22 protein-coding genes are annotated in these 25,861 nt (G+C 62.1%); 12 read left to right on the forward strand and 10 right to left on the reverse strand.

Going from position 1 to position 25,861, the window contains the following annotated elements; genetic code table 11:
- Positions 1–149 precede the first annotated feature (149 nt).
- Entirely contained in the window at positions 150–3,776 is a 3,627-nt protein-coding gene (locus WKV53_RS10835) for a beta strand repeat-containing protein (RefSeq protein WP_341404601.1), read from the forward strand.
- Between the two features lie 9 nt (positions 3,777–3,785).
- Here WKV53_RS10835 and WKV53_RS10840 read toward each other — a convergent pair whose 3' ends face one another.
- Both WKV53_RS10840 and WKV53_RS10845 read right to left on the reverse strand, forming a co-directional pair.
- The gene (locus tag WKV53_RS10840; protein ID WP_341404602.1) at positions 3,786–4,643 is read right to left on the reverse strand and encodes an RNA polymerase sigma-70 factor; all 858 of its coding nucleotides are present in this window, start codon (positions 4,641–4,643) and stop codon (positions 3,786–3,788) included.
- Positions 4,644–4,765: 122 nt separating this feature from the next.
- Positions 4,766–5,236 (reverse strand): carboxymuconolactone decarboxylase family protein, encoded by a 471-nt coding sequence (locus WKV53_RS10845; protein ID WP_341404603.1) that lies wholly within the window; start codon positions 5,234–5,236, stop codon positions 4,766–4,768.
- A gap of 168 nt (positions 5,237–5,404) precedes the next feature.
- Between WKV53_RS10845 and WKV53_RS10850 the strand changes: the two genes are divergently transcribed.
- A complete protein-coding gene (locus WKV53_RS10850; RefSeq protein ID WP_341404604.1) occupies positions 5,405–6,064 on the forward strand; it encodes a hypothetical protein in 660 nt (219 codons plus the stop codon).
- 27 nt (positions 6,065–6,091) lie between these two features.
- Here WKV53_RS10850 and WKV53_RS10855 read toward each other — a convergent pair whose 3' ends face one another.
- Entirely contained in the window at positions 6,092–6,352 is a 261-nt protein-coding gene (locus WKV53_RS10855; RefSeq protein ID WP_341404605.1) for a hypothetical protein, read from the reverse strand.
- 168 nt (positions 6,353–6,520) lie between these two features.
- Between WKV53_RS10855 and WKV53_RS10860 the strand changes: the two genes are divergently transcribed.
- Both WKV53_RS10860 and WKV53_RS10865 read left to right on the forward strand, forming a co-directional pair.
- Positions 6,521–7,432, forward strand: coding sequence for a hypothetical protein (locus tag WKV53_RS10860; RefSeq protein WP_341404606.1), 912 nt, complete (start codon positions 6,521–6,523; stop codon positions 7,430–7,432).
- A gap of 96 nt (positions 7,433–7,528) precedes the next feature.
- Positions 7,529–8,404, forward strand: a complete 876-nt coding sequence (locus WKV53_RS10865) for a phosphotransferase (protein WP_341404607.1) — start codon at positions 7,529–7,531, stop codon at positions 8,402–8,404.
- 280 nt (positions 8,405–8,684) lie between these two features.
- Here the strand turns inward: WKV53_RS10865 and WKV53_RS10870 are convergent, their stop codons facing one another.
- From WKV53_RS10870 to WKV53_RS10880, 3 genes are all read right to left on the reverse strand, one after another.
- On the reverse strand, positions 8,685–9,797 hold the full coding sequence (locus WKV53_RS10870) for a DEAD/DEAH box helicase (protein WP_341404608.1): 1,113 nt from the start codon (positions 9,795–9,797) through the stop codon (positions 8,685–8,687).
- Positions 9,798–9,943: 146 nt separating this feature from the next.
- Positions 9,944–10,441 carry a hypothetical protein gene (locus WKV53_RS10875; RefSeq protein WP_341404609.1) on the reverse strand — a complete coding sequence of 166 codons (498 nt, stop codon included), beginning with the start codon at positions 10,439–10,441 and terminating at the stop codon, positions 9,944–9,946.
- A 68-nt stretch (positions 10,442–10,509) separates the two neighbouring features.
- On the reverse strand, positions 10,510–11,532 hold the full coding sequence (locus WKV53_RS10880; RefSeq protein ID WP_341404610.1) for an SHD1 domain-containing protein: 1,023 nt from the start codon (positions 11,530–11,532) through the stop codon (positions 10,510–10,512).
- Between the two features lie 120 nt (positions 11,533–11,652).
- On the opposite strand from WKV53_RS10880, the gene WKV53_RS10885 reads away from it, so the two are divergent.
- From WKV53_RS10885 to WKV53_RS10900, 4 genes are all read left to right on the forward strand, one after another.
- A complete protein-coding gene (locus WKV53_RS10885; protein ID WP_341404611.1) occupies positions 11,653–12,144 on the forward strand; it encodes a VOC family protein in 492 nt (163 codons plus the stop codon).
- Positions 12,145–12,196: 52 nt separating this feature from the next.
- Positions 12,197–13,630 (forward strand): C39 family peptidase, encoded by a 1,434-nt coding sequence (locus WKV53_RS10890; protein ID WP_341404612.1) that lies wholly within the window; start codon positions 12,197–12,199, stop codon positions 13,628–13,630.
- A 204-nt stretch (positions 13,631–13,834) separates the two neighbouring features.
- Positions 13,835–15,772 (forward strand): RNA polymerase sigma factor, encoded by a 1,938-nt coding sequence (locus WKV53_RS10895; RefSeq protein ID WP_341404613.1) that lies wholly within the window; start codon positions 13,835–13,837, stop codon positions 15,770–15,772.
- Positions 15,773–15,792: 20 nt separating this feature from the next.
- On the forward strand, positions 15,793–17,091 hold the full coding sequence (locus tag WKV53_RS10900) for a hypothetical protein (RefSeq protein WP_341404614.1): 1,299 nt from the start codon (positions 15,793–15,795) through the stop codon (positions 17,089–17,091).
- Between the two features lie 35 nt (positions 17,092–17,126).
- Here the strand turns inward: WKV53_RS10900 and gmk are convergent, their stop codons facing one another.
- Together gmk and WKV53_RS10910 are read right to left on the reverse strand one after the other, a co-directional pair.
- Positions 17,127–17,735, reverse strand: a complete 609-nt coding sequence (gene gmk, locus WKV53_RS10905; RefSeq protein ID WP_341404615.1) for a guanylate kinase — start codon at positions 17,733–17,735, stop codon at positions 17,127–17,129.
- 19 nt (positions 17,736–17,754) lie between these two features.
- The gene (locus WKV53_RS10910; RefSeq protein ID WP_341404616.1) at positions 17,755–19,866 is read right to left on the reverse strand and encodes a M3 family metallopeptidase; all 2,112 of its coding nucleotides are present in this window, start codon (positions 19,864–19,866) and stop codon (positions 17,755–17,757) included.
- A gap of 191 nt (positions 19,867–20,057) precedes the next feature.
- On the opposite strand from WKV53_RS10910, the gene WKV53_RS10915 reads away from it, so the two are divergent.
- Both WKV53_RS10915 and WKV53_RS10920 read left to right on the forward strand, forming a co-directional pair.
- Positions 20,058–21,374, forward strand: coding sequence for an arylsulfatase B (locus WKV53_RS10915; RefSeq protein WP_341404617.1), 1,317 nt, complete (start codon positions 20,058–20,060; stop codon positions 21,372–21,374).
- 52 nt (positions 21,375–21,426) lie between these two features.
- Positions 21,427–22,026 carry an NUDIX hydrolase gene (locus tag WKV53_RS10920; RefSeq protein WP_341404618.1) on the forward strand — a complete coding sequence of 200 codons (600 nt, stop codon included), beginning with the start codon at positions 21,427–21,429 and terminating at the stop codon, positions 22,024–22,026.
- 1 nt (position 22,027) lies between these two features.
- Here the strand turns inward: WKV53_RS10920 and WKV53_RS10925 are convergent, their stop codons facing one another.
- The gene (locus WKV53_RS10925) at positions 22,028–22,378 is read right to left on the reverse strand and encodes a lysozyme inhibitor LprI family protein (RefSeq protein ID WP_341404619.1); all 351 of its coding nucleotides are present in this window, start codon (positions 22,376–22,378) and stop codon (positions 22,028–22,030) included.
- A gap of 90 nt (positions 22,379–22,468) precedes the next feature.
- Here WKV53_RS10925 and WKV53_RS10930 point away from each other — a divergent pair, with 90 nt between their 5' ends.
- Positions 22,469–23,179, forward strand: coding sequence for an ATP-grasp domain-containing protein (locus WKV53_RS10930; protein ID WP_341404620.1), 711 nt, complete (start codon positions 22,469–22,471; stop codon positions 23,177–23,179).
- Positions 23,180–23,343: 164 nt separating this feature from the next.
- A complete protein-coding gene (locus WKV53_RS10935) occupies positions 23,344–23,700 on the forward strand; it encodes a nuclear transport factor 2 family protein (RefSeq protein ID WP_341404621.1) in 357 nt (118 codons plus the stop codon).
- Here the strand turns inward: WKV53_RS10935 and WKV53_RS10940 are convergent.
- Positions 23,697–25,514, reverse strand: a complete 1,818-nt coding sequence (locus WKV53_RS10940; protein WP_341404622.1) for a glycoside hydrolase family 127 protein — start codon at positions 25,512–25,514, stop codon at positions 23,697–23,699. The two genes, WKV53_RS10935 and WKV53_RS10940, sit on opposite strands and share 4 nt — an antisense overlap.
- Between the last annotated feature and the right edge of the window lie 347 nt (positions 25,515–25,861).

A 25,861-nucleotide genomic window follows, 5' to 3' on the forward strand; every position in this document is an offset into this window, starting at 1 on the left:
TAAAATTGCATTTCTCTGGACCAAGCCCCACCGACCGGTTCAGGGAATCGCCTCGACGAGGGATCTTACTTTGTCTAAATGTCTGGGTCTCATTACCTAACCGACGAAAGCCGGAGGTTGCCGGCCCAACCCGTCGGTGGGTCCAACCCATGCCCTCCCCAAATTCCTCGATTCAACCGGGTAACGCCGCGGTTCCATTCCGTCCTGCATTCGGACTCATTCCAGCGCTTCTGGCGCTCGCCTGCAATACGGCCCACGCACTTGATCGAACCTGGATCGGCGGGGATGCCAATTGGGCTGACGGGGGCTCGATCACCAATTGGAGTCCGAACGACGAACCTGATTCAGACGATGTTGCCATCTTCACCAGCCCAAACCTCGTCAATCTTAGCTCCAACAATCTGATCGCCGGTCTCATGCTTTCAGGCTCGGGCGAGCTCTACACCAATTCCTTCGATCTGACGGTTGATGGACTTGTGCAATTGGACGGTGCCAGCCTGATCATCGGCGGTAACACATCGTCGCTCAACGCCGACAACCTCACACTGAACGGCAACGGCTACTTCGAGTTGCAAGGAGGCAACTTGACGCTCGACGAAGAGGTGGGATCCAGCGTGCTGGATATGAACGCCAGCAGCAGCTTCATCGGCAATGGCACGGTGAACTTCGTGGACCTGCCGGGAGCCGTTACCTCCCAGTGGGTCAATGATGGCACCCTGACCGCGCTATCGGCCCCGCTGATCATTTTCGGGGCACCGGTGGTGGGGACGCTTTCGATCTCCAGTTCCAGCGCGAATGCACGCATCGACCTCGACGGCCTCAGCGGAGCTGGCGCGGTGAATGTCAACCGGAACCAGACCCTGGACCTGAACATCCCGCTGCTGGACACCTTCGATGGAACCATCGGCATGTTCCAGAACACGACCTTCGACTCCGCGGCGGCGTGGACCATGTCCAGCGGTACCTTCACCGTGGACAATGGCGCCGTTCCCGCGGTTTTCCCCAATCCCGCCGTTCCCGCCGGGGTGGCCATCGTCAGCGGGGGGGCCTTCACGCTCACCGGCGGCACGATCAGCGTGACTGATGCCGACGGCACGCTGCAGATCGACAGCGGCTTCAATCTTTCCGGCACCGGCACGCTTTCCAACAACGGAACCGTCATTCTCAATGGCACCTCGACCATTGCCTACGCCGCCGGCTACTCGCCCGCATCGTCGTCGCTCCTCAAGATTTCCGGAAGCACGACGGTGAACGAGGCCGCCGGGAACTTCAATTGGGACGGCACCGGCATCGCGTCCACCACGGTGCTCGGCACCGGCTTGCTCTCCATTACCGCCAATCAGGTCGATACCACCGACAATGTCTACGGCGGCACCCTCACCTTGCAGGACAATTCCGATGTCTCGGTCAACGTCGTCGCCAACCTGTGGACCATGGCGGGAACCCTCCATAAGCAAAATGCCGGCAACTCGACCATCAGCGGCGACGCGATGAACGTCACCGGTAGCGTGGTGGTGGATGCCGGCCTGCTTGCCACGCCCGTGACGACGCTATCGCCCGGCGCGAATGTCACCGTCAATGGCGGCATCCTGTCCCTCGGCGGTGGCTCGGTGCTTGCAGGACCCACTTCCATCACCGGTGCGGGCACGATGCGCCTGCTCGGAACCTCGACGGTCACGGCGAATACCACCGTCGATATGAGTACTTTCGACTGGGACGGCTCGGGTACAGGCACTCTTCATACGATCAATGACGGCGTCGTTTTCACCATCAGCACCAGCACCTTCGACGATGACGGCGACATGGATGACCCGATCAACATCGGCGGCATTGGCGGAACGCTTGCGGTGAACAAAGTGCCGAGCTGGACGATGACCCGCACGCTCACCACCAACACCGCGGTATCCGGCATCACCTCGCTCAACGGCAGCTCCCGTCTGATCATGAGCGGGGCCAGTGCAATCTTAAGTGCCAACGGACAGACATCGGTCAACGCACCGCTCACCTTCGGCGCATCCTCCACCACCAACATCGCGGCTGCCGGATTCGTGCGGCTGAACGGCGGCGACAACGTGGCAAACTTGAATCGCATCGAAGGCGGGGTCATCAACGGCCCCGGACCGCTGGTCGCTATCAACACCCGCGTGCTGGATGGCTTCGGCACCATCAACGCTCCTGTCACCTTCCAGAATTCCACCTCGCTGCGGGCCAATGACGGAACGCTCACCGTCAACGGTGCCATCAACGAAGCGAACACCATCGGCACCTCCGACAACGATGGCATCCTCAACGTGGTCAACGCGTGGAATACCAACGTAGCCGCCAATGTGACCCTCAAGGGCGGCACCCTTCAAGGGGGTGCCATGACGGTCGCGAATATCAATGGCATCAACGGTCACGGCACCGTCACCGCAAGAGTCGTCAACAACACCAGGCTCGTCGCATCGGACGCAAGCACGACGCTGATCTTCCAAACCGCCGCCAACGACAACGACTGGGACGGGGGAAGCAATGCCGGACAGCTGTTCGCCCAGAATGGCACTCTGGAAGTACGCGACAACGCGACCTTCACCTTCGGCGGCACCGTGAACGCCAGCAGCGGAGGCAAGGTCTACGCCAGTGGCTTCGGCTTCAACATGGGTGCGGCTTCCTCCATCCTGCTCAGCCAAGGCACCTTCCAGACCGACGAGTCGACCCAGATCAATGGCACAGTGACCGTGAACGGGGCCTCGCCGTCGACGATCCAGGTACAGGTCAATCGGTTCCTCGACTTCAAGACGGGAAGCAACACCACCCTCAATCAGAACCTGACGCTGCTGGGCAACAATATCAGCATCGAGGCTGGTGCCATCTTCTCCGGCAACGGAGCGATCGTGCTCCCCGCCGGCAATCACCTGATCCTGGAAGCGGGTGAGAATGCGAATGTCCTGCTCGATATGCGAGGCAGCTTCCGTCCGTCGGGCTTCGAAACCATCGGACAGGTCACGGTGAAGGACTTCCAAGAGGCCGCCACCAGCGATCTCCTCATTGAACTCACCGGCACCGGCCTCAACCAATACGACCGCGTGTCGGTCAATGGCATCGCGGAAATCGATGGCCACCTCGACATCGACATCGACGGTGGCTTTGTCCCGGCCCTGGGCAACACCTTCAACATCCTCTCCGCCAGCGGTGGAGTGGTCGGGCACTTCGACTCGCTGTCCGTGAGCGGCACGCCGGCCGGACTGACCTTCAAGATCAACTATCTGCCGACCATCGTGCAGGTGGAGGTGATCTCCGGCACGGAGTTCGAAACCTGGATCAACCTTTTCACCTCGATCACCAATCCCGCCGACCGGCTGAGAACAGCGGATCCCGATCACGATGGCATGAACAATCTCGTCGAGTTCGCTTTGGATGGTGATCCGACGACCGGCAAGCCAAGCGGAAAAGTCGTCGCCAAGATCGCCCCCGTGAGCGGCGTGAACGCGCTGACGCTCACCTTCCCGGTTCGCTACGCCAATGAATTCTACGATCCACCGGGCGGTGAGTTCCGCATGATCGGGCTAACGACTCCGACGCTCTATTACAAGGCGCAGGCGACTGACGATTTTGTCAGCTACCCCCTCACGGTGGATCGGCTGACTGGTGCCGATGCCACCGCCATCCAAGCCGGGCTGCCGATGTTGAGCCCGGGGTGGACCTACACCACCTGCCGCAGCCCCGGCCCGGTCGCAGGCGATCCGAGGGAGTTCATGCGGCTCGATATTTCCGAGGGTACGTTCCCGCCGCCGTAGGGCGACCTGCTAGATCCGCACCCCCGCGAGTTTGTCGGGGTTGCGGACGATGTAGACGGCCTTCACCTTCCCTTCTTCAAGGGCGAAAGTCATGGCGCTCAGATTCCCGTCGCCACCGCGTACGAGAACCCCGGGCGAGCCATTGATGCGGACGAAGCGCGCGGGTGGCGGGCCATCGGTGTGGAAACGGCGCAGGCCGATGAACATGCGGGCGATGCGATCCGGGCCGAGGATGGGCAGCAGTGCCGCGCGCACCTTGCCGCCGCCGTCGCTGTAGAGCACGGCGTCATCGGTAAGCTTCGCGATGAGTTCCGCGAGTTCGCCGGTCTGGGTGGCTTGGACGAATTCGCGGACCAGGCGTTCGGCTTCCTCGGTTGCGGTCGGGGTGTGATCCGGCGCTTTGTCGAATCGTGCCTTGGCCCGTGAAACGATTTGCCGGCAGCTGGCTGCCGACTTTCCCACGATGGCGGCGATGGCTTCGTAGTCGTAGCCGAAGGCTTCGCGCAGCAGGAACACGGCGCGCTCAACGGGAGCCAGCTCCTCCAGCAACATCATGAACGCAACACCCAGCGAGTCCGCCAGCGCGGAATCGTCGGAAGGATCGCCGGGCAGGTCTTCTAACAAAGGCTCCGGCAGCCAGATGCCGACGTATTCCTCGCGTTGCCGACGGGCGAGCCGGAGTTGGTCGATGCACAGGCGGGTGATGGTGGTGGTCAGCCACGCCTGTGGTTCGCGGATTTCAGAGGTGTCCGCGCGATGCCAGCGCAGCATGGTTTCCTGGACCATGTCCTCCGCATCCGCCACGCGGCCGAGCATGCGGTAGGCGATGTGGAAGAGCAGGCGGCGATGGTTCTCGGGATCGCTCATGTGAGGCAGAGAGAGGAGAGAAGAACCACGGAATACGCTGAAAACACGGAAATGAGAATGCGGGGGAGGACAGATTCCCTTTCCGTGTGTTCCGAGTATTCCGTGGTTCTCGTCAGCACTGATCAGGCGGCAGGTTCGACGGGAAGGCGGAAGCCGACGCCGAAACGATTCCACGCATTGATGGTCGCGATGGCGAGAGTGATCCAGGTCACCTGCTCTTCGCTGAAGTGCTCGCGGATGCCGGCGAAGTCCTCATCGCTCACATGCCCGCCCGGCAGGCGGGTGAGCTTCTCGGTCCACTCGATGACCGCGCGCTCGGCCGGCGTGTAAAGGTGCGCTGCTTCACGCCATGCGGAGAGCAAGTGCAGGCGCTGGGCGCTGATGCCCGCCTTCACGCCGTCATTGAAGTGCATGTTCATGCAGTAGGCGCAGCCATTGATCTGGGAGGCGCGCATTTTGATGAACTCGAATTGCACGGGATCGATGCCCGAGGTTTTCAGCGCTTGTTCAAGGCCAAGCATCGCCTTCATCGCTCCCGGAGCGACTTTCCAGTGTTCGATCCGGGCCTTGGTGGTGTCGGTTGTGGTTTCCATACATGCGGGATGACGGGGCAGGCGGGCGGTTTGTGACAGGATGGCGAAAAAATTTCACTCTGTCCCGGATGAGGCCGCTCAGCGCCCATTTGACCGCGAGAATCGGATTGCGTGCGCTTCGGGCGAATCCCACATTCCCTCTGATAGATTCCTCAATTCCGCCGCCATATGCATATCATCCTGAGATCCCTGCTGTTCGGAATGTTCGTCGCGCTTTCAAATGCGGAGGAGGCAACCAAGGAGAATACGCGGGGTCTGCCGATGATGACGTGGTTTCATCCGACCCTGGAACCCGGACTGGCAGGCATGACCTTGCTCTGCAAGGTGGTCTCCGTTTCGAAAGGCGAGCGTTACAATAGCCCCTACTGGGATTTGCGACTTCGCATCGAGGAACCGATCTTCGTCCACGAGCACTACAAGAAGCGGCTTGAAGGAATCCGCTTCCTCGATTCCGGCGACTTCAGGAAGAAGAGGGTCGGTGACCAGATCATCGTCTTTGCCGGGGGCGAGCCTTATGACGGAAACGATTTTCTCATCCCGTGCTGGAGTGGCACCAATTCCGATCTCGGCATCGCATTGCCTTCCGATGACGATTCGAAGAGTGCAAACGACGCTCTTCTCGAGTCGTTGCGCGACCTGGGAAAGAATCCCCGCAAGCTCAAGGCCGAGGACTTCACAGCCTTCGCAGTCTTTTGTCCGAAGGGAGTTGCCGAACACTTCATCATGGAATTGCGCATGAAGGAAATGCGCGAGGACGGCACCATCGAATCCGACAACGCCAAGCAAGACGGGGAGAAGGAACCTGCAACTCCTTCCGAGAAGAAGTAGCCCTTGGTATCCGTGACGCATGGATCGCTAGCGACGGGGATCCGGCGACCCGTAGATTGGCGAGGGCACGTGCGGATGCCGGGCAACCCACGCGTCCTCCGCCTTCACGCACTCCGGACAGATCGGAGAAGGACCGCCACGGTAGCTATGGCCGTCGGGAATATTGCAGCCGACGTAGGGGAAGTGCTTCTCCTTGGCATCGAAGTAGGGCTTCGCCTCGGGGTGATAGCCGTTGTCCTCGATGCCGGTCAGAGGAGTCTCCCGCATGCGCTTCTCGACCGTGGGCACGTGGTGGATCTCGCACAGGTGGGGAGCCTCAGAAGGCTCGCTTGCCAAAGGAACCTGAGCACACCCGCCGAATAACGCGGCGAAGACGAACAAGGATGCCAATCGGACCCAAAGCATGCGCCATGGGACCGTCGAAGTCTTTCCTCCACAAGACGAATTCGAGGAGAGATGTTACGCATTCAAAAAGCTCTGCCCAATTCCGCTATCGCTGCTAAACGTGCAATCGACGTTCTGCCAGAAAAACGAATGACCATGAAGACTTGCTACATGTGCCACGAACCCGGGGTGAGCAAAGAACATGTTCCGCCTCGCTGCATTTTCCCCGAGACGAAGGATGTGCAGGAAAATCTTCGGCAAAATCTGATAACGGTGCCGTCGTGCGACCTGCACAATTCTCAGAAATCTGACGATGACGCCTTCCTTTTAGTCAGCTTAGCCGGCATAATCGGCAACAACTCAATCGGATACAGACAGAAGATCACTAAGGTCAACAGAGCGCTGAAACGTAGTGCTTTTCGCCTTCTTCATGAATCCCTGAGCAATCCGCGTATTGAGCTGTTGGAATACGGCCCGAACCAATTCGTTGATGTGATTTGGGGCACACCGGATTATGATCGTCTCTCCACTTGCTTTGATAGGATTGCCCGCGGACTCCACTTTCACCACTTCGGAACGAAATTCACCGGAAGAACGCGCACTCTTTTGGGATATACTGCCAACCCGAAAGCCAATCCACGGGAGTTCCAGCGGTTCATTTGCGAGAAGGTTGCTTCCGAACTCAAAGATAAGCCGCGACTGGGAGCCAATCCCGAAGTGTTTAGCTTTCAATTCACCGACCCCGACCACTTTGGTTTGTTTGTCGTCCACCTGCAGTTCTACGGGGGTATGGATGTGTTCGTCGGCTTTATGCCTGCTGATTGGGTTAAGCCGCCAGATCTTGTGATGGAACTCATCAATCTGGGAATCGAGACCATTATTCGAGAAGATGGGAAGACTTACATATTCAATCGGAAGCCGACAGAGCAAGATCAACGGACAAACCCATCCGAAGAATCCAAGGGCGAGAATACTCCTGCTTAGATCTAACCTTCCACCTACCTAGTATTGCTTCCTATTCGGGAATTCCCGTGACGCATGAGGCAATGGTGGGTGAACTCCGGGGCGCCTCCCTCCCTCATGCCCGCCTCCGATCTTCCCATCCGCGCCGCGACTGAAACGGCCATTGCCCATGGCATCGTACCGGACCGGTGTGAGATCCTGCAGGATGGCAATACACTGGTGCTGCGGTTGACGGAAACCTTGGTCGCCCGTGTGGTTCAGGATCGCGATGGGCCGCGGCAAGGGATGGCATGGTTCGCGCGGGAGAATGCGGTGGCACAGCATCTCGCGAAGCATGGGGCGCCGGTGATCCCGATGCATCCGGACATCCCGCCGGGGCCGCATGAGCATCTGGGGTATCCGATCAATTTCTGGCGATTCGTCACCCGCATCGATGAAGAGCCAAAGCCGGAGGCGGTGGGGCGCACGCTGTTCCATTGCCATCAGGTGCTGAGTGCATTCACGGAGTCGCTGCCCCAGCTAGCCATCATCACGGAAGCGATCCACCTGTTAGAGACCTTGGAGCGCAGGGACTTGTTCCCCAAGGCGACCTTGGAACTGCTAGACCGCCACCTCACGAACTCGGTAAATGTACTTGCCGTCCTGCCCCATCGGCCGCTGCACGGCGATGCGCATTACGGCAACCTGATGAACACGACCGATGGTCTGTTGTGGACGGACTGGGAGGACACCTTCGCCGGCCCGGTCGAGTGGGACCTTTCGTCCATCATCTGGAATGCCCGCATCATTGATGAAGATCACGATACTGCGGACGGCATTCTCGAAGCCTACCAAGAGGCGGCGCGTGGGCCGATTGATCGTACGGCCTTGTGGCAGAGCATGATCGCGCGCGCGGCGGTGATGAGCGCGTGGTATCCGGTTCTCTATCCGGATCCCTCGCCGGAGCGACGGGAGAAGCTGAAGTTCCGGCTGGATTGGCTGGGGCGGCTTTAGGCGGGACCGGTTCGAGGTCTGGCTGGGGACGGCTCCTGACTTTAGGGTCGAAGCCGTTGAGAGAAGCGGGCCGCCAGACGCCTGACGGCTCGGAAAGCCGTCCCTGCCTTCCACGGCGGGTGTCCCAAATCTTAGGGACATGACAAAACCGCCGATTTCCGCCACCTTCTACTCATCCGAAGGGGCTCCGGCCCTCAGGGTATGAAAATTTCATGACGAAATTCATTGGGGCCGCATGAGTGTGCGGCCCCTTTTCGTGTACCGCGGGAGCGACTGATTTTCAGTGCATTTCGCGGAAATGCACGCCGAGTTCCCGGCCGATCCGCTCCAGTTTCGCCCGCTCGCGGGGCTCGATCAGGGTGATGGAGACGCCCTTTTTCCCGGCCCGGGCGGTCCGGCCGCTGCGGTGGGTGTAATATTCCAGCTGGTCCGGCGGCTGGTGGTGGAAGACGAAGGCGAGGCCATCGACATCGATGCCCCGGGCGACGACGTCGGTGGCGACGAGCACGCGGACGCGGCCCTTCTTGAAGGCGCGCATGACCTTGTCCCGCTCCGGCTGGGTGAGATCGCCCTGCAGCACATCGACCGCGAGGCCGTGTTTGGCCAGGACCTTGCCGAGCGTGATCGCGCCGGCCTTGGTGCGGCAGAAGACCAGGCCGCGTTCATCGTCGCGACGCTCCAAGTAGTCGGCGATGAATTGGGCCTTTTCGTCGCGCGGGCAGACGGCGAAGCGGTGGTCGATGTCGCGGTTGACCACATGGGCTGCGTCGATCGTCAGCCGGTGCGGCTTGGCGGACATGCAGCCGTGGACGAGCTGCTGGATCGCATCGGGAAAGGTCGCGGAGAACAGCCACGTGCTCTTGCGCCCGCGGGTCCAGGCGATGATCTGCTCCAGCTCCTTCTTGAAGCCCATGCTGAGCATCTCGTCCGCTTCATCGAGCACCAGGTGGCGGACGGCATCGAGCGAGAGGACCTTTTGCTTCACCAGCTCGACGAGCCGGCCGGGCGTGGCCACCACGATCTGGGTCGGCCGCTGGAGCGCGGAGATCTGGCGGTCGATCTTGTCGCCGCCGCTGACCACTTCGGTGAAGATCTTGGCCGAGTGCTTGGTGAAGCGGAACAGCTGCTTGCCGATCTGCTTCGCCAGCTCGCGGGTCGGGGCGATGACGAGGCCCTGGATGTCCTTCGACTTCGGATCGACTTTCGTCAGCAGCGGCAGGCCGAAGGCCGCGGTCTTGCCAGTGCCGGTCTGGGCTTGGGCGACGAGATCGCCGCCGTCTTCCATGAGGAAGGGGATGGCCTTCAGCTGGACTTCGGTCGGCGTGATGATGCCGAGTTCTTCGAGTCCCCGGATCAGGTCGGCGGGGATGCCGAGTTGTTGGAAAGTGCTCACGGTGAAAATGGTCGCGCCAGCCGGAACCGGCGGCGCAGGGATGCCCCGACCCTGCGTGGCTGGCAAGCTCGTGGCGAGCGATGAATCATCGAAAGCCCGCTCCGCTGTGACGGCGCGACCCGTTTCCCGTTTTTCCCTTCAGGGCCTCACTTCACGAGGGGATTCTTCGGAAAGCTATCGCGTTCGGGACCGGACTCGACCTTTCCATCCACGGGCTTGCCCTCCTTCACCACCCGGCGCTCCACGACCTTGGTCTTGGGGGTCAGGATGATCGCGTGATCTTCCAGGCGGGCTTCAAGGCCGGCTTGCTCGAGGATATCGCTCATCAGCTTCCCGGCGGATAAACCTTTTCCGGAAATGTTCACCTTCGTCGGCCATTTCTTGCGATCGAACGCCTTGTCGATCCACTGGAGCTTGATGACTCCCTTGGTCTCGGTATCGACCATGGAAGTGAGCACGCCGATGGCATCTTCGACCGATGCTTGATCGAGCGTGACCTGGGGAAGGATCACCCCGGAGAGCGGCGTCTTGGAAAGTTGTGCCTTGAGCGAGACTGCTGCAGGAGCAGGCGCAGGGGCGGGTGCCGGAGTCTGCGCAAACACAGGAAAAGACAGTGATAGCAGGATCGCTGCGAGGAGTTTCATTAACTGCTACCAAGACATTGCATGACTGGCGGCGCAAGGAGGATCACGATGGGGGCCGCAAGGGGTATTTACTTTGCGGTGCCCTCCTTGAACCAAGCCATGGCCTTGGCGAATTCCTCGCGCCTGAAGTTGTGGCCGCCCTCGAAAAGTTCCAGCCGGACCTCGCCATATCCTTCCGACTCGGCGCTCTCCTTCAGCTTGGTGGCCTGGTCCACGGTCGAGATGTCATCGCTCTTTCCATTGCTGATGAAGACGCGGACCTTCTTGAGGCTGGCCTTGCGGAAGCCGCTTTCGGCGCGCGCGCTGGCGGTCATGTCCTGATTGCAGCCACCGGCGAAGATGCCCACCACATCGAGCTCGCAGGCCAGCAGCTCGCCGGCACGGAAAAAGGACGCCTTCGCTCCGCCGGAAAATCCGCAGCAGGCGAACTTCCACGACCGGGACGCGGGCCATACCTTTGCGAGCGCTTCCACGGCCTGCTTGTGCACGGCGAGGTCGCTGCCCTCGCAGTGTTGGTTGTTATCCAGCCGCGGGTTGCCCTGATCGGTATCGGCGGTGATGACGACCCAGCCCGCCTGCGTGGCGAGACCGGCGAAGCCATCCATGGCTGCGATATTGCCGCGCTTGCGTTCGCCCTCGTTGTTGATCGGTGCGCTGACCCACATCACTTGCTGCGGCTTGGCGGGATTGAAACCCGCGGGCAGGGCAATCGCGATTTTCAACTGCGCGGGCTTGGTGTCCGCCTTGGCGAATTTCTTCAGCGTGGCGGCGGAAAGCGGTTCCTGCACGGTGGTCACCGAGCCGTCCGCCTTGAGCGCTGTGCCGCAAAGGCTGAACGTCCCGACGGGCGACGCCTTCCCTGGCGGCTGGGTTTTCTGCCACTCCCCGGCGAACTGGCGGTCGTCCGGGCTCAGTTTGGCGAGCGGCAGCGTCACTTCCTTGCCCTTGAGATTGAGCACGATCTGCTCGCCTTCCAGGCGCACGATCTCGGCGTCGATCTTGCGGCCGGTGGTGTCGGTCCAGACCCGGGCGCCGGCGGCCGCGAGAAGGAGGCCACTTGATAAAAGGGCGACGGCGGATTCCCGAATCATCAGGTATCGCGTAGCAACGCAGCGTCACCCGTGTCACGCCACCAGCCTGACAGCGGGCGCATGCTCACCCTGAGCAGACGGCATTGGTCGCGCGACGGCAGGAGGGACTATGCTGCGGCCATGAATCCCACCACCATTGACCCCCGCGTCCGTATCGGCCACGTCCACCTGAAGGTCGCCGACCTAGGGCGCTCGATCCGCTTCTACCGGGACGTCCTCGGCTTTGAGGTGACGCAGCGCTATGGCGACTCGGCCGCGTTCCTGTCGGCGGGCGGCTATCACCACCACCTCGGCCTGAATACCTGGGAAAGTCTGGGCGGTAGCCCGCCGCCGCCCGGGACGACCGGGCTTTACCACACGGCGATCCTTTTCCCGGACCGGGCGGAGCTGGGGAAGGCGCTGCGACGTCTCGGGGAGGCCGGAATCCGGCTCGACGGGGCCGCCGACCACGGCGTCAGCGAGGCGCTCTACCTGCGCGACCCGGATCAAAACGGCGTGGAACTCTACCGCGACCGGCCGGAAAGCGAGTGGCCGCGCCAGCCGGACGGCAGTCTGGCGATGGTCACCCGGCCGCTGGACCTGAAAAAGCTCCTCGCCGAGGCGGCCATCTAACCGCCGCAGTTCCGGGGTTGAAATCCTCACGAAATCCGCTTGCCTCTGCGGAATGAAATCCATCCTCGTCTGCCTCCCCCTGGCATTTTCGCTGAATCTCCATGCCGCCATTGGCGAATGGCGGGTCCTTCAGGACGGCGAAGGTGGCTCGATCAAGGCCCGCTTCGAAGGCCTTTCCGGCGACCGCTACCTGCTGCGCCGTGAGGCGGACGGGAAGCTTTTCGAGGTCTCTCCCGGCATGCTTCAGGGTGAGGATCGCACCAGCTTCGACTCGCAGGCCAAGCAGCTCTCCGAGGAAATCGAGAAGCTGGACAAGATGTCCGGCCACGACCTTTTCTCCGGCACTCCCTTTGAAGTGCGGGATGCGAACGAGATCGCCTCGGCGCTGAGTCTCAGCCAGGAATCGAAGACCAAGCACAGCGCCAGCTGGCGGAACTACACCGGCGATAGCTACCGCCTCTTCGGCGCGCGCCCCTACTCGGTGGCGCTCTATGCCGACCAGGAAGGCCACGCCACCATCCTGTCCGCGGTCTATTCGAACAAGGGCGACTTCAAGAGCGGCGTCGGCCAAGGCGAGAAGCACTTCGAAGGCAAGTCGACCGCCGATGAAGACAGCCTTGCCAAGGCGATGGGCGCGGACGAGCAAGCGATTCTCGACAGCATCAAGGGAGTGCTCGGCGAGCCGAAGACGCAGCGCTTCGGCGACTCGCGCGCGACGCGACGCAAGGTCAGCCGCTGGGACTGGAACGGCCAATCGCTGATCCTCTCCAGCCAGGAAGGCGAATACGTTTCGCTCTCCATCGTGCCGCTCGAACTTGCCAACGCCGGCGGCAAGACTGCCAAGGTGAAGGACGGCGATATCCGCAAGCAGATGCTCGCCGACATCGTGAAGGAGAACAACGGTGACGTCTACCTCGGCCAGATCCCGATGGTAAACCAAGGCCCGAAGGGCTACTGCGTGCCAGCCACCTTCGAGCGGGCGATGCGTGCCGCGGGCATCGACGCGGACATGTACCTGCTGGCCATGGTCGGCAAGAGCGGCATGGGCGGCGGCACCTCCGTGGAATACCTTCTCGAGGAAGTCCGCCAGCAAGTCCGCAACAAGGGCCGCCGGACCAAGGACGAACACATCAAGGAACTGAAAGTGCGCGACGTGAAGCGCTACATCGACGAAGGCGTGCCGGTCATGTGGACCATGCGCTCGCTTGGCGAATACAACAAGGTCGCCAACGAAAACACCTCCAAGCGCAAGTCTGTCACCGACTGGGGCCAATGGGCGAAGGACATCGCCGCCCAAGCCACCACCATCGCCAAGACCGAGGGCGAGCAGGAGAACTACCACATCTGCATGATCGTCGGCTACAACGAGGCCACCAATGAGCTGGCCGTGTCCGACTCGTGGGGTGCCAGCTACGAGCGCCGCTGGGTGCCAGCGCCGGTGGCGCAGTGGGCGAGTTCGGGTGGGTTGTTTATGATTCTGCCGTGAAAACGATCAGCTTCCTTTAGCCGATCAGTTTTCGCCATCCTTCAAATTCTCAGCCCCTAAGGGCGAAGTGAAAAAGCCCCGGGCGCATCGCCCGGGGCCTTTTTGTTTAAAGCGTCCAGCAGAAGGCATCCTCATCGGGGCCCGCTGCTTCAGTTGAAATTTTTTGTCTGCCATTCCCGGCAGCGCGACACTCATTTTCAGAACATGGAAAAGAGCGCGCCATCCGATCACGACCTCCTCGCCCAGTGGCTCGGCGAGCACCGTGAAGCGGCGTTCCACGCCCTCGTCGACCGGTACACGGCGCTGGTCCACGCCACCGCGCGCCGGACCTGCGGTGACGAGTCCATCGCCACCGAAGCATCGCAACTCACCTTCATCACCCTCGCGGGAAAGGCCGCATCGCTGCTGAGCTGCGCATCACTCGGGGGCTGGCTGCACGCCACTTCCATGATGCATGCGAAGAACCTCATCCGCAAATCGCAGCGCGAAAATCGCAAGCGCCATCACCTGCAACTCGCCATGGAGACGACCCCGCCGGATGCAACCAGCCAGAGTGTCTGGAAGGACATGGAGCCGATGCTGGATGATGCGCTTGCCGCGCTGCCCGCAAAGGACCGGGAGGCACTGCTGCTCCGCTTCTACCGCTCGCTCAGCATTCGCGAGATCGCGGCCACGCTTGGAATCGCCACCGCGGCCGCGCAGAAGCGCGTCGACCGCGCCGTCGAGCGACTGCGCCTCCACCTCTCCCGCCGCGGTTGTCAGGCTGGCGGCACACTCTCGGCCGCCATGCTTGCCGGCTTCGCCGTCGATGCACAGGCCGCTCTACCCGCGTCATCGGTGCTCGCGTCGAAGGCCCTCGCCGCGAGCGCAGCCACCGGCTCGCTCGCGACCCTCGCCACTTTTCTAACAGCCACTGTCATGAAGACCACCTCGTTCGTCCCACCGCTGGCCGTCCTGCTCGCCGCGGTCACTTGGATCGGCTCGCAACGCCATTCCCTCGCCAGCGTGGAAAGCGAAAGCACCCGTCTCCGCCAACAACTCGCGGACCAAACGCTGGCTTCGACAAATCCCGGCGCCGGCACTCGCAAGCTATCCGCAGAGCGCGCCATGCCAACCGATTGGAAAGAGCTCGCCGCCCTCCTTGATGACCCGGTCATCCGCCGCCAATTCTGGCAGCGGGTGGAGAACATGACGTCGGAAGAACTCGTGCGATCGCTGCGGGAAATTTCCACGCTCAGTATGCTCCAGAGCGAGCGGGTGGCCTTGGAAAACGTCATCAGCGGCAAGCTCGTAGCGGTGGATCCCGAGGCGGCGCTGGTGAACTTCCCCGACCAGCTCGGTGATCCGGGCATGCTTGGAAGACAATTGCCGGTCGCCCTGCTCGCATGGATGAGAAAGGAACCCGCGGAAGCCATCGCATGGCTGGACACACAGATCGCCGCGGGACGTCTCGATTCCAAGCGACTGGGTCACAGCGATGGCACGCGCACGGCCTTCGAGGCGAATGCGGTCGTGGGACTGTTGTCCTCAGACCCGGCCGCCGCAGGTCGAAGACTGGCAAATCTAACAGATGAGGACCGTGCCGAAACCATGCGCTACGCCGGGACACTCGGGATCATCGATCCCCCGGAGGCATTCGTCGCACTGGCCCGCCAGCAACTGCCGGATGAGGGCGCGAAGGAGGCGATCAAGGCGCAAGCGGCCAAGCGCGTCCACGATACCGACTTCAGCAGCGTGAATGAATTTCTGGATGCCGTGGCCGCGACGCCCGCGGAGCGCGAGAATTGCGTCCGTTCCGTGGTTCCTGACGGAACCATGGCCATTCTCATGCAGCGGAAGATCGCGGCGGAGGATATCCGCGCGATCCGCGACTGGGCGATATCCCAATCCCCCGCCCTCGCCGGCGAAGCCACAGGAAACATGCTCGGCCAGATATCCATCCAGCAGGATCAGATCCCCTACCCCGAAATCATCTCACTGGTGCGCCAGTACCATGAAGCAGGCGATGGCGACTCACTCCTGATCTCCTTCCTGGAGAACACCTACGCGGAAAATGAAGCCAACAAGGTGATGTGCCGCGAACTGGCGGAGAAAGTCACCGATGAAGCCAAGCGCTCGGAGCTGCTGCAGAACCTGAAATAAGCTTTTGAAGGAATCATCCCATGAGAGTTCCCCTCTACCTTTCAGTCGCCGCAATCGCCATCGCCCTTGGCATCGGCTGGCATGATCACCACCGCCTCATCGCGGCACGCGCGGAATTGGATGCACTTGTTAGAGAAGGCGACGCACACGCAGCCGGGGATTCATCAGGCGGATCCCAGGACTCGCGGCGAACCCGCGAGGAAGCCCGGAAAGCCGGTGCGGAACTGGCCTCCGACTGGATGGACTATCTCACCAAGCTCGAGTCGCCGGAACGCGAGGACGGCGCGGTGCTGAAGGAGCGCGATGAGGAACTCTTCAGGCGCACGCTGCTCATGACCACCACGGGGTGGGACAGCTTCATCACCCGGTTGCTGGAAGCGGAGGATGTTCCGGAGCATATCCGGCGCTCCGTGATCTTTCGCACGCTTGACACCTGGATACCCAAGGATCCGCGCGGCGCGCTGAAGCTCATCGGGAAGGCGCGTGGACTCATCGGCGACGATCCACGCGGTGCCAGCTCGCTGAGCACCGCCATCCACTATCTGGCAAGGACGGATCCTGCTGCGGCGGTGGAACGGGTGCGGCATCCGGAGGAAAACCTGGCCGGATGCGTGAATGATCGGACCCGCACGAGCCTGATCGCCGGAGTCGCTTTCAGCGACCCCGCGCTGGCCCTGCAACTGGTGGATGAAATGGACCTCAAGGACCGCCACAGCACCATCTTTTCCATGGGGGAAACTCCCCGGACTGGTCCGCAGAAGACAGCTGTACTGGCAGCAATGCGCGAACGTCTTCCGGCACTCGCGAATGATGGAGCACGGGCCGAGATCTCGCAGACCATCCTGAGCGGACTCGCGAACTCCTTCACCTACGGAAACTTCAGCGAGGCCAGGCAGTGGCTCGAGTCCGCCAAGCTCACACCCACGGAACTCGCCATCTTCGCCCGGCAGGTTCAGGGCTCTGTCCTCCGCCCTGAAACCGGCCTGTGGATCGAGTGGCTCGGCTCCCGGCTTTCCCCGGATGACTCCCGCCGCATCGCCGCCACCATGATGAACGACTGGGCCGACCACGATTATCAGGCCGCCACCGACTGGCTCTCTAACAAAGCTCCCGATGGCCCCGTGAAAAGCGCCGCCATCACCGGCTACATCGGCTACATCGCCGACTACCAGCACGAAACCGCCGCCCGCTGGGCCATCACTCTCCCCGAAGGCGACGAACGCGACAATAGCCTGCGACAAGTCTATCGCCGCTGGCCGGCCCAGGAAGCCGACGCACGGGATGCCTTCGCCAAGGAGAACGGCTTCACTTGGCCGTGAGTCCTCCAGAACCCCGGCGGCCGCCAGGAGCTATTTCACACTTCCAAATCGCCCTTGCTCAACCTCGACACCCGCATCCGCTCACCGAAGAGCAGCGACTTGAACTTCGCGTAGTCCTTTTCCGGCCTGCCGGATAGCAGCCTGAAGCGGTATTCGGGCCAGTGATGCATTTCATCGATCGCATTGCTCAGGCGTAGCGCGATGACCTCATCACTGTCCGTGCCCCGGCCACGCAAGCGCCGGGCGAGTTCGTCTTCATCCGGCGGCATCACGAAGAGATCGACCAGCGCGAGGCGGATCGATTCATTCTCACAGGCGCGGACCTGTGCTGCACCCTGGACATCGATGTCCATGACCACGTCGATGCCCGCGGCGAGACGTCCGATGACCTCACTGCGCAAGGTTCCGTAGTGATTTCCGTGGACGAGCGCATGTTCGAGGAAATCCCCCGCCGCCACTCTCGCCTCAAACTCCTCCACGGTGAGGAAGAAGTATTCCTTCCCGTGCGTCTCGCCGAAGCGCGGCTGGCGGGTGGTGCAGGAGACGGAGAACTCCGCCTCGCCCTCGGCGGCGAGCCGGCGGCAAAGCGTGGATTTCCCGGAACCCGAAGGGCCGGAGACGAGATAGAGGATGCCGGATCGCATGCGCGGGACGCGGATGGGATCAAGCGAGCGCGGGTTGCGCCAGCCCGGAACGTTGCAGCAGGGGCTCCAATTCCGGATCGCGGCCCATGAAGCGGCGGAACAGCTCGTCCACCGGCTCCGAATTCCCCTTGGAAAGGATGTGCTCGCGGAAGGCCGCTCCGGTTTCCGGGTCGATCACGCCGTTTTCCTGAAAGCGGGTGAAGGCATCGGCATCGAGCACCTCGGCCCATTTGTAGGAGTAGTAGCCCGCGGCGTAGCCGGTCGGCGAGCTGAAGAGGTGGTTGAAGCGGCGCGCCATGCTCGGCGAGTCGGTCTTCATTTGAACGCGATAGCTGGAGAGGATCTCGCGATCCACCACATCGAGGTCGCGGCCATCGTAGCGGTCGAGATGGGTGTGCAGCTCCAGGTCGAGCTTGCCGAAGGCGAGCTGGCGCATGAAGGCGGTGGCGCTCATGTAGTTCTTCGCCGCGATCATGCGGTCGTAGAGATCGTCCGGAATGGTCGCACCCGTCTCGTGATGCTTGGCGAAATAATCGAGCGAGCGGCGATCCCAACAGAAGTTCTCCATGATCTGCGAGGGTAGCTCGACGAAGTCCCACGGGACATTCGTACCGGCGAGCGAACGCACCGGGACATCGCTCAGCAGTCCGTGCAAGAGGTGACCGAACTCGTGGAAGATGGTTTCCACTTCGCCGTGGGTGAGCAATGCCGGCTTGTCATCCACCGGCGGGCTCATATTGCCGATGATCAGACCGAGGTGCGGCTCGCGGGCGGCACCATTGCCACCGGGATGACCATGGAAAAGGCAGTTCATCCACGCGCCGCCTCGCTTCGACTCGCGCGGGTGCCAGTCGGCATAGAAGGAGCCGAGATGCTCGCCGCTCTTGGTGTCGAGGAGGTCGTAGAACTTCACCTCGGGGTGCCAGACTTCGGGTTTCTCCGACTTCTCCACGCTGGAGCCCTTTTCGAAATACGCGGCCTCACGCTCGTGAATGGTGATGCCGAAGAGCTGCGAGCACAGATCGAACATCCCGCTCATCACGCGATCGACCGGGAAGTAGGGGCGTAGCGCCTCGTCATCGAGATCGTATTCTTCCTGGCGGCGCTTCTCGGACCAGTAAGCGAACTCCCACGGCTGCAAGCCATCGACAGCCGTGCCGGTCTTCTTCGACTTGTAGTCGCAGAGGGAGCGATATTCGGCATGAAAGGGCGACTCAATGCGATCGTGCAGGTCTTCCGTGAACTTCAGCGCGGTCGCGCCATCGCGGGCCATCCGGCGCTGGAGCGTGAGATCGGCGAAGTGGCCATGGCCGAGGATGGCGGCCTTCTCTTTCCGCAGCTCGAGGATCTGCCAGACGAGCTGGGTGTTATCGTGCTCGCCTTCACCGGCGACCTTCACCGATGCCTCCCAGACCTGGCGGCGGATGCCCTCGTCGTCGAGGTGCTGCATCAGCGGGAACATCGACGGCATCTGCAGCGTGAAGCGCCAGGCGGGCTTCTCGTCGGTGGCGAGCCCCTTGGCTTTCGCATTGGCGAGGGCGGCGGCTTTCGCGGAAGCGGGCAAGCCGGCGAGCTTCGATTCGTCCCCGATCACGAGGTCCCAGGCATTGGTCGAATCGAGCACGTGCTCGGAGTACTGCTTGGTCAGCTTGGAAAGCTCGGCTTCCACGGCAGCCACCCGGGTCTTTTGGTCCGCCGGCAGGTCGGCGCCGGACTGGACGAAATCGAGCATGGTCTCCTGGACGAAGCGCTTCTCGACCGGTCCGAGCGACGCCACGGCGGGCGATTCGCCAAAGGACTTCAGCACCGCCCACAGCTTTTCATTGAGGGGGATGGAGGCGTAGAACTCGGAGACTTCCGGCAGCATCGCATTGAGCGCTGCGCGCTGGGCTGGCTCGTCGCAGACGGAATCGAGGTGATTCAGGCGTCCCCAGCCGAGATTGAGCAGGTCGCTGGCTTTCTCGAAGGCGCCGAAGGTGTTCGCATAGGTCGCTTCGGCGGGGGTCACGGCGCAGACCGCGTCGAGGTTGGCCTTGGCGATTTCGAGCGCCTTGCGGATGTCGGGCTCGACCGCCTCCGGCGTGAGCGTGGACCAGCGGACGTGAAAACCCTCGTCGAGGAACGGATGCATGCGCCTTTCCCTAGGCGAGGTCTTCGCGGGTGGAAATGTCGAATTTTCCGTCGGGACGCCTTCATTCCGTGGCAGCAGCAGGAACAATCGGCCGTTCCGTGAAATCTAGCAGCATGAAGAATCCAAGGACCGGGCCCAAGTTGGGAATCCGGGCAATTTGCGCGGCGCTGGGGCTGGTGGTTTTTCCAGCTGTGGCGACCGAAAAGCCGAATGTGCTGGTGATCGTGGCCGATGACCTCGGATGGGCAGACGTGGGCTTCAATGGCGGGACGATTCCGACCCCGAATCTCGACCGGCTCGCGTCGACCGGGGTGAATCTGACCGGCTTCCGCGCCGCGCCGATGTGCTCGCCGACCCGGGCGGGGCTGATGACCGGCCGCTGGCCGCTGCGGTTCGGCATGATGCGGGCGGTGGTCCCGCCGTGGTCGAAATACGGGCTGCCGGCCGAGGAAAAGACGATCCCCGAGCTGCTGGCCCCCGCCGGCTACGAGCAGCGGGAGATCACCGGGAAGTGGCACCTGGGCCATGCCAAGCGCGAATTCCTGCCGCTGGCCCACGGTTTCACGAGCTTCTACGGCTGCTACAATGGGGCGATCGACTACTTCACCCACGAGCGCGACGGCGAAACCGACTGGCACCGGAATGACCAGACGGTGAAAGAGCCGGGCTACTCTACGGATCTCATCGGTGCGGAGGCCGCCCGCTTCGTCCGGGAGGCTCCGGATGAAAAGCCATGGCTGCTCTACATGCCGCTGAATGCCCCACATGCGCCGATGGAAGCGAAGGAGGAAGATCTGGCGAAATTCTCCAGTCTGGGACCCAAGAAGCGGGTCTATGCGGCGATGGTGAACGCGATGGACCGGGCGATCGGCCAGGTTCTCACGGCCGTGGAAGCCCGGCCGGATGCCGCCGATACCCTGGTGCTCTTCTTCAGCGACAATGGCGGAGTGAAGGGCGAGGGGGCCAACAATGGTCCGTATCGCGGTGCCAAGCTGGGCGTTTATGAAGGCGGCACGCGATCCTGCGCAGCGATCCGCTGGCCGGCGGCAGGCCTGACCGGCGGCAAGCGCTTCGACGGGCGCATCGGCTACATCGATGTGCTGCCGACCCTGCTCGCCGCGGCCGGTGCGGAGGCTCCGAAGAACCTGGATGGCATCGACTTCCTGCCCGCCCTCCGCGACGGCAAGCCGCTGCCGGAGCGCCCGTGGTTCTCCTACGTCCACCAGGGCGAGGATGCCCATGCCTCCGTGCATCTCGGCTCGTGGAAGCTGGTCGCGCACGATGATTTCTTCTCCGAAAGTCCCACGGCGAAAGCGACTTGGGAACTCTACGACCTGGCGGCTGACCCGGGAGAAGCGAAGGACGTGGCTGGGCAGCATGCCGAGAAGGTCGCCGAATTGAAGAAGCTCCTGCGTGAATTCGGGACTTGGCAGAAGAAGGGAGTGGGCCCCTACGGCGAAGGGCGCGAGGGCTTCAAGTCGCCGAAGGATTGGGTCATCACGGAGTAGCGGCGGGAAATTCGGGGATGAAGTTTCCCCCGCCCTCGGTAGCGTCGCCGCCATGCCGAAGGACCTGTTGGAAGTCAGCCGTGAACTGAAATCGATGGCCGAAGCCGGCCTGCGCTACTCCGACGGGCCCTACGACCTCGAACGCTACAAGCGCCTCCACGAAATCGCTTCCGAACTGCTCACCGCCGAGGACCGCGAGTTCCGCTGGCCGGTCGAAATCGGCTACGCCACACCCAAGGTCGATGTCCGCGCCGCGGTGATCCGGGAGGGAAAGATCCTGCTCGTGCGCGAAGCGAGCTCAGGTCAATGGACCCTCCCCGGCGGATGGGCCGACCTGAATGCCAGTCCCGCCGAAAACGCCGCCCGCGAGGTGCTGGAAGAGGCCGGCATCGTGGTGGAGGTGCGGAAGCTCATCGCCTGTTGGGACAAGGACCGCCAGGGCCACCCGCGCCAGCCGGAGCATGTCTACAAGCTGGTCTTCCTGTGTGAGGCGACCGGCGGCGAACTGACGCTGTCCCATGAAACCGATGGGGCGGACTGGTTCTCGCCGGATGCGCTGCCCGATCTCTGCCCCTACCGAGCAGCGGCGCACTACATTGATCTCGCCTTCACTCACGCGGCCCAACCGGAGCTGCCGACGGCTTTCGATTGATTCACTTCTCCTCTAGCAGAAGCTCCTTCAAGCTCTTCACCCGCTCCTTCGTCAGACTGCCGCGGACGCCTTCGTGGATGAGGGGCCACATGCTGCCGCCGCGGGCTTCGGCATCGGCACGGAAGGCCGCCTCGGCATCCCGCCATGCGACCCAGGCGCGCTGGGATTTCTTGAGGTTCTCCTTGGCCTCGTCGTCGAGGTTGGCGAGGACCTTGGCATAGGTCTCATTGAGTTCCTTGTCCGCCTTCTTGAAGGCCTCGGCGGCTTCGGCGTTCATTTCCTGCTGCGACTGGGCGTGGAGTGCGACCGGGGCAGCAACGATCAGGGCGAGGCAAAGAGGGAGGAATTTCACGGGTGGATCCTGACGGCGTGAAACGAAATCATCAACTTCAACCCACATGAATCGCTTTCCCTAACCCCCAAGATTTGTAGGGTCCCGCGCGTGCACGCATACGTCCTCGAGGCCGACCCCATCCATGAGAACTCGATCAACTACTTCGCGGCAGCGCTCGGGTTCCATCGGCTGGGCTATCGTGTGGAGCGGTATCGCTTGAGCGAGCTGCCCTTGCTCGGGGTGTCCCGGGAGACGCCGGTTTTCGGCGGGGTCGAAAGCATCCTGCGTGTGTTCCCCTCCTACAAGAGCCTCCCTCATTACCCGACGGAGCTTGCGGGTTTCCTCGGGCGCGATATCCAAGTGAAGCGGCTGTCGGAGGTGAAGCACGGCGAGTTTTTCAAGCCGCTGGAACAGGATCACAAGAAGTTCGCGCCGATGCTTCTGGATGACTCGGTGGCCGCGTCCATCGCGGTGCATTCAATGGAGCCGGATCACCAGGTCTACGTCAGCGAGGACGTGTCGATCCTCTCGGAGTATCGCTGCTACGTGCATCATGGGGAAGCAGCAGCCATCCATTGCTACAAGGGCGACGTTACGATCTTCCCCGACCGCAACGCCGTCCTCAACATGATCGAGGCCTACACCTCCGCGCCGGTGGCCTACGGTCTGGACGTCGGCGTCCTAGAATCCGGCGAGACCGTCTTGGTCGAAGTGAACGATTTCTGCTGCCTGGGGAACTACGGCATCCGCCCCACGCCCTACGCCTTCGGCATCGCCAGCCGCTGGGAGCAGCTGTGGGGTCAATACAGGAAACCGTGATGGGCATCGCGGGGTGGGCGAGTGAATGCGCACTCCCCGACATGCGATTTGCAGAGGGTGTTTGAGGATCCGCGCGCTGGGAATGCGGAAGGCCCTTCTTTTCCCAAGGCGCTTCGTGCTGGCACGGCACCCGCGAGAAGAGCGGGTCAACCTTCTGCCACGCCATGAGCACGCACGCCGAACTCACCCGCCGCTGCTTCGAAGCTTACGAGAAAAAGGACCGCAGTCTTATCGAGCCGATTCTGGCTGAGGACTTCACCTTCAGCAGCCCGCTCGATGATGCGATCAATCGCGAGAGCTATTTCGAGCGTTGTTGGCCTAACAGCGAGCATGTGGGCACTTTCGAATTCGAGAAGCTGATCGAGGACGGCGATGACGTGGTAGCTATCTACCTCGCGACGTCCAAGGATGGAGCGCAGTTCAGGAACACGGAAGTCTTCACCTTTCGGGGTGAACAGCTGGTCCACGTGCAGGTGTATTTCGGCAGCGATACCAAGGAGAGCGCCAGTCAGGAGGATTAGCGCAGCGGGAAATACACCGAATAGCGCTCCAGCCCGACCTGATAGAAGGGCACCAGCGGGATCTCGCCCGTGGTGGTCTTGAGGGTGTAGCCGGTCTTGCCCTTTTGCATCAGCGATGGGCTGCCTTTGCTGGAAACTGCGGGGACCTTGGCCTGGTCCATTTCCTTGCGGCCGAGCTGGATGAAGGGAACGCTGCCATCCGCGTAGAAATCGGTCTTCTCCAATCCTTGGTCGCCGAGCTTGGCTGCAAGCAGGATGGGGCCTTGGTAAAAGGCCGCGTAGCCGCCACCCGCGGACTTCTCCATGCGCGGCTCCGGCGGGAAGTAGGCTTGGAGCACGTCGCCATTCTGCCAGGTGCGCTTCACGTCGAGGTAGCTGCCGGCCTCGGGCTTGAGCGAGAGGTCCTTGCCGTTTACCCGCAGCCGGACCTGCCGCGCATCCACCCAGCCGGGACAGCGCACGGACAGTGTGAAGTCCGCAGGCTTCTCCGACTTCACGGCCAGGGTGACGATTCCGTTTTCTAACAAATCCGAGGTCTGTCGTACTTCGTGACCCTTCCACCGCACCTGCGAGGGAATGAAGAGATTCACCAGCAACCGGTCCTCGGATGCCGAGTAAATGTAGGCCCCGTAGCGCCCGTGGTTCTCCATGCCGCTGCCGACGCAGCACCAAAAGGAATCGAACGGCAGCGAGTAGCGCTTGTAGTGGCCGGGCCGGGTCGGGGTGTAGTAGGCGAAGCCATTGTCAGGCGCGGGGCCCATCGAGCTGAGGATATGATTGTAGAGCGCGCGCTCCATGTAGTCGGCGTAGCGCGCCTGCGGCTGCAGCTCGTGAAGCTGGCGAGTCAGCTTGAGCATGTTGTAGGTATTGCAGGTTTCCGGGCCGCAGATGTCCGCCAACTTGCGGTCGTATTCGGCGGGATTGATGAAGGCTTCCCAGATGCTATTGCCGCCGAAGGCGAAGCTCTGCTTGGAAATGACCGCGTCCCAGAAGTTCGTGGCGGCCTTGTGCCAGCGCTCCTCTCCGGTCGCTTCATAGATGCGCTCGTAGCCGACGAAGAGGGGGATCTCGGTGTTCGCGTGACGGCCGTTGATGATGGCAGCGTTGTTGTTCTCGAAGGCGGCGACCATCGGCTCCTTGCGGAAGCGCTTGGCGAGGGCGAGATACTCGGGCTTGCCGGTCTCAGCGTAGAGGTCCGCCAGCACTTCATTTGGCGCGCCGAATTCCTTCGAGGTCAGGTCCGACCACTGCTGGTCGGTGAGCTTGGAGGTGATCTGCACGCACCAATCGGCGTAGCGAATGAGGACGTCCTTCGCCTGCAAGTTGCCGCCGGTCAGCCAGGCATCGCGGACGCCGGCGAGGGTCTTGTGGCCGACATACCACGGGACCACATTGCTGAGGCGCAGGTCGCCGCGGCCAAGCGAGGCATACCACTTGTCGGCCTCCCACGGGGACGCGTAGAGCCCGCCATCGCCGCGGTTCTTCTGGAATTCCGCCATTTCGGAGACGACGTAGTCCATCCGCTGCTTCACCTTCGCGTCGCCGGTAGCAGCAGACATCCAAGCGAGGGCGCTGAGGTAGTGACCCACGATGCCGGAGCCGTTCTTCTCCCAGCCGCCGTAGAGCTCGCCCTTCGGCTTCAGGCGGGCGGCGGCGCGCATTCCGGAAAGGAGCCGGTCCGGATCCAGTTGGAGCAGGTAATCGAGGTCGCGCTTCTGGGCGTCACGGAACGGGCTATCCAACAGCCGCACATCGGCGACCGGGATTCCCTTTACAGCCAATTTCGGAAGCTCCGCCGCTGCCGTGCTTATCATCGCAGCGGCGACCATATGCCAAACCTGTCTCACAAATCGAACCTGAGACAGCCAGACGGGGACGGGGAAGCCGGAATTGTGGCTTTCGCGGAACTACCGTTCGAGCGATTCTCATGCATGGCAATCGATGGACTTAGCGATGAGGAGGCTGTCGAACTTGCACTCCGACGAGACGCGGAGATCGAAGCGGGAAATGTAGCGCCACTCACCCATCAGGAATTGATGCAGCGCCTACGATTGGACCGCGACATGAACCCGAGGCAAGCGGATTAATGCGGAGTTCCGGCGACCTTTCAGAGGCCGCGTCACCTCTCCGCGCTTGGCGGTCCCAACTCCCGCCGTACACT

Source organism: Luteolibacter sp. Y139 (assembly GCF_038066715.1).
GTDB lineage: Bacteria > Verrucomicrobiota > Verrucomicrobiia > Verrucomicrobiales > Akkermansiaceae > Haloferula > Haloferula soli.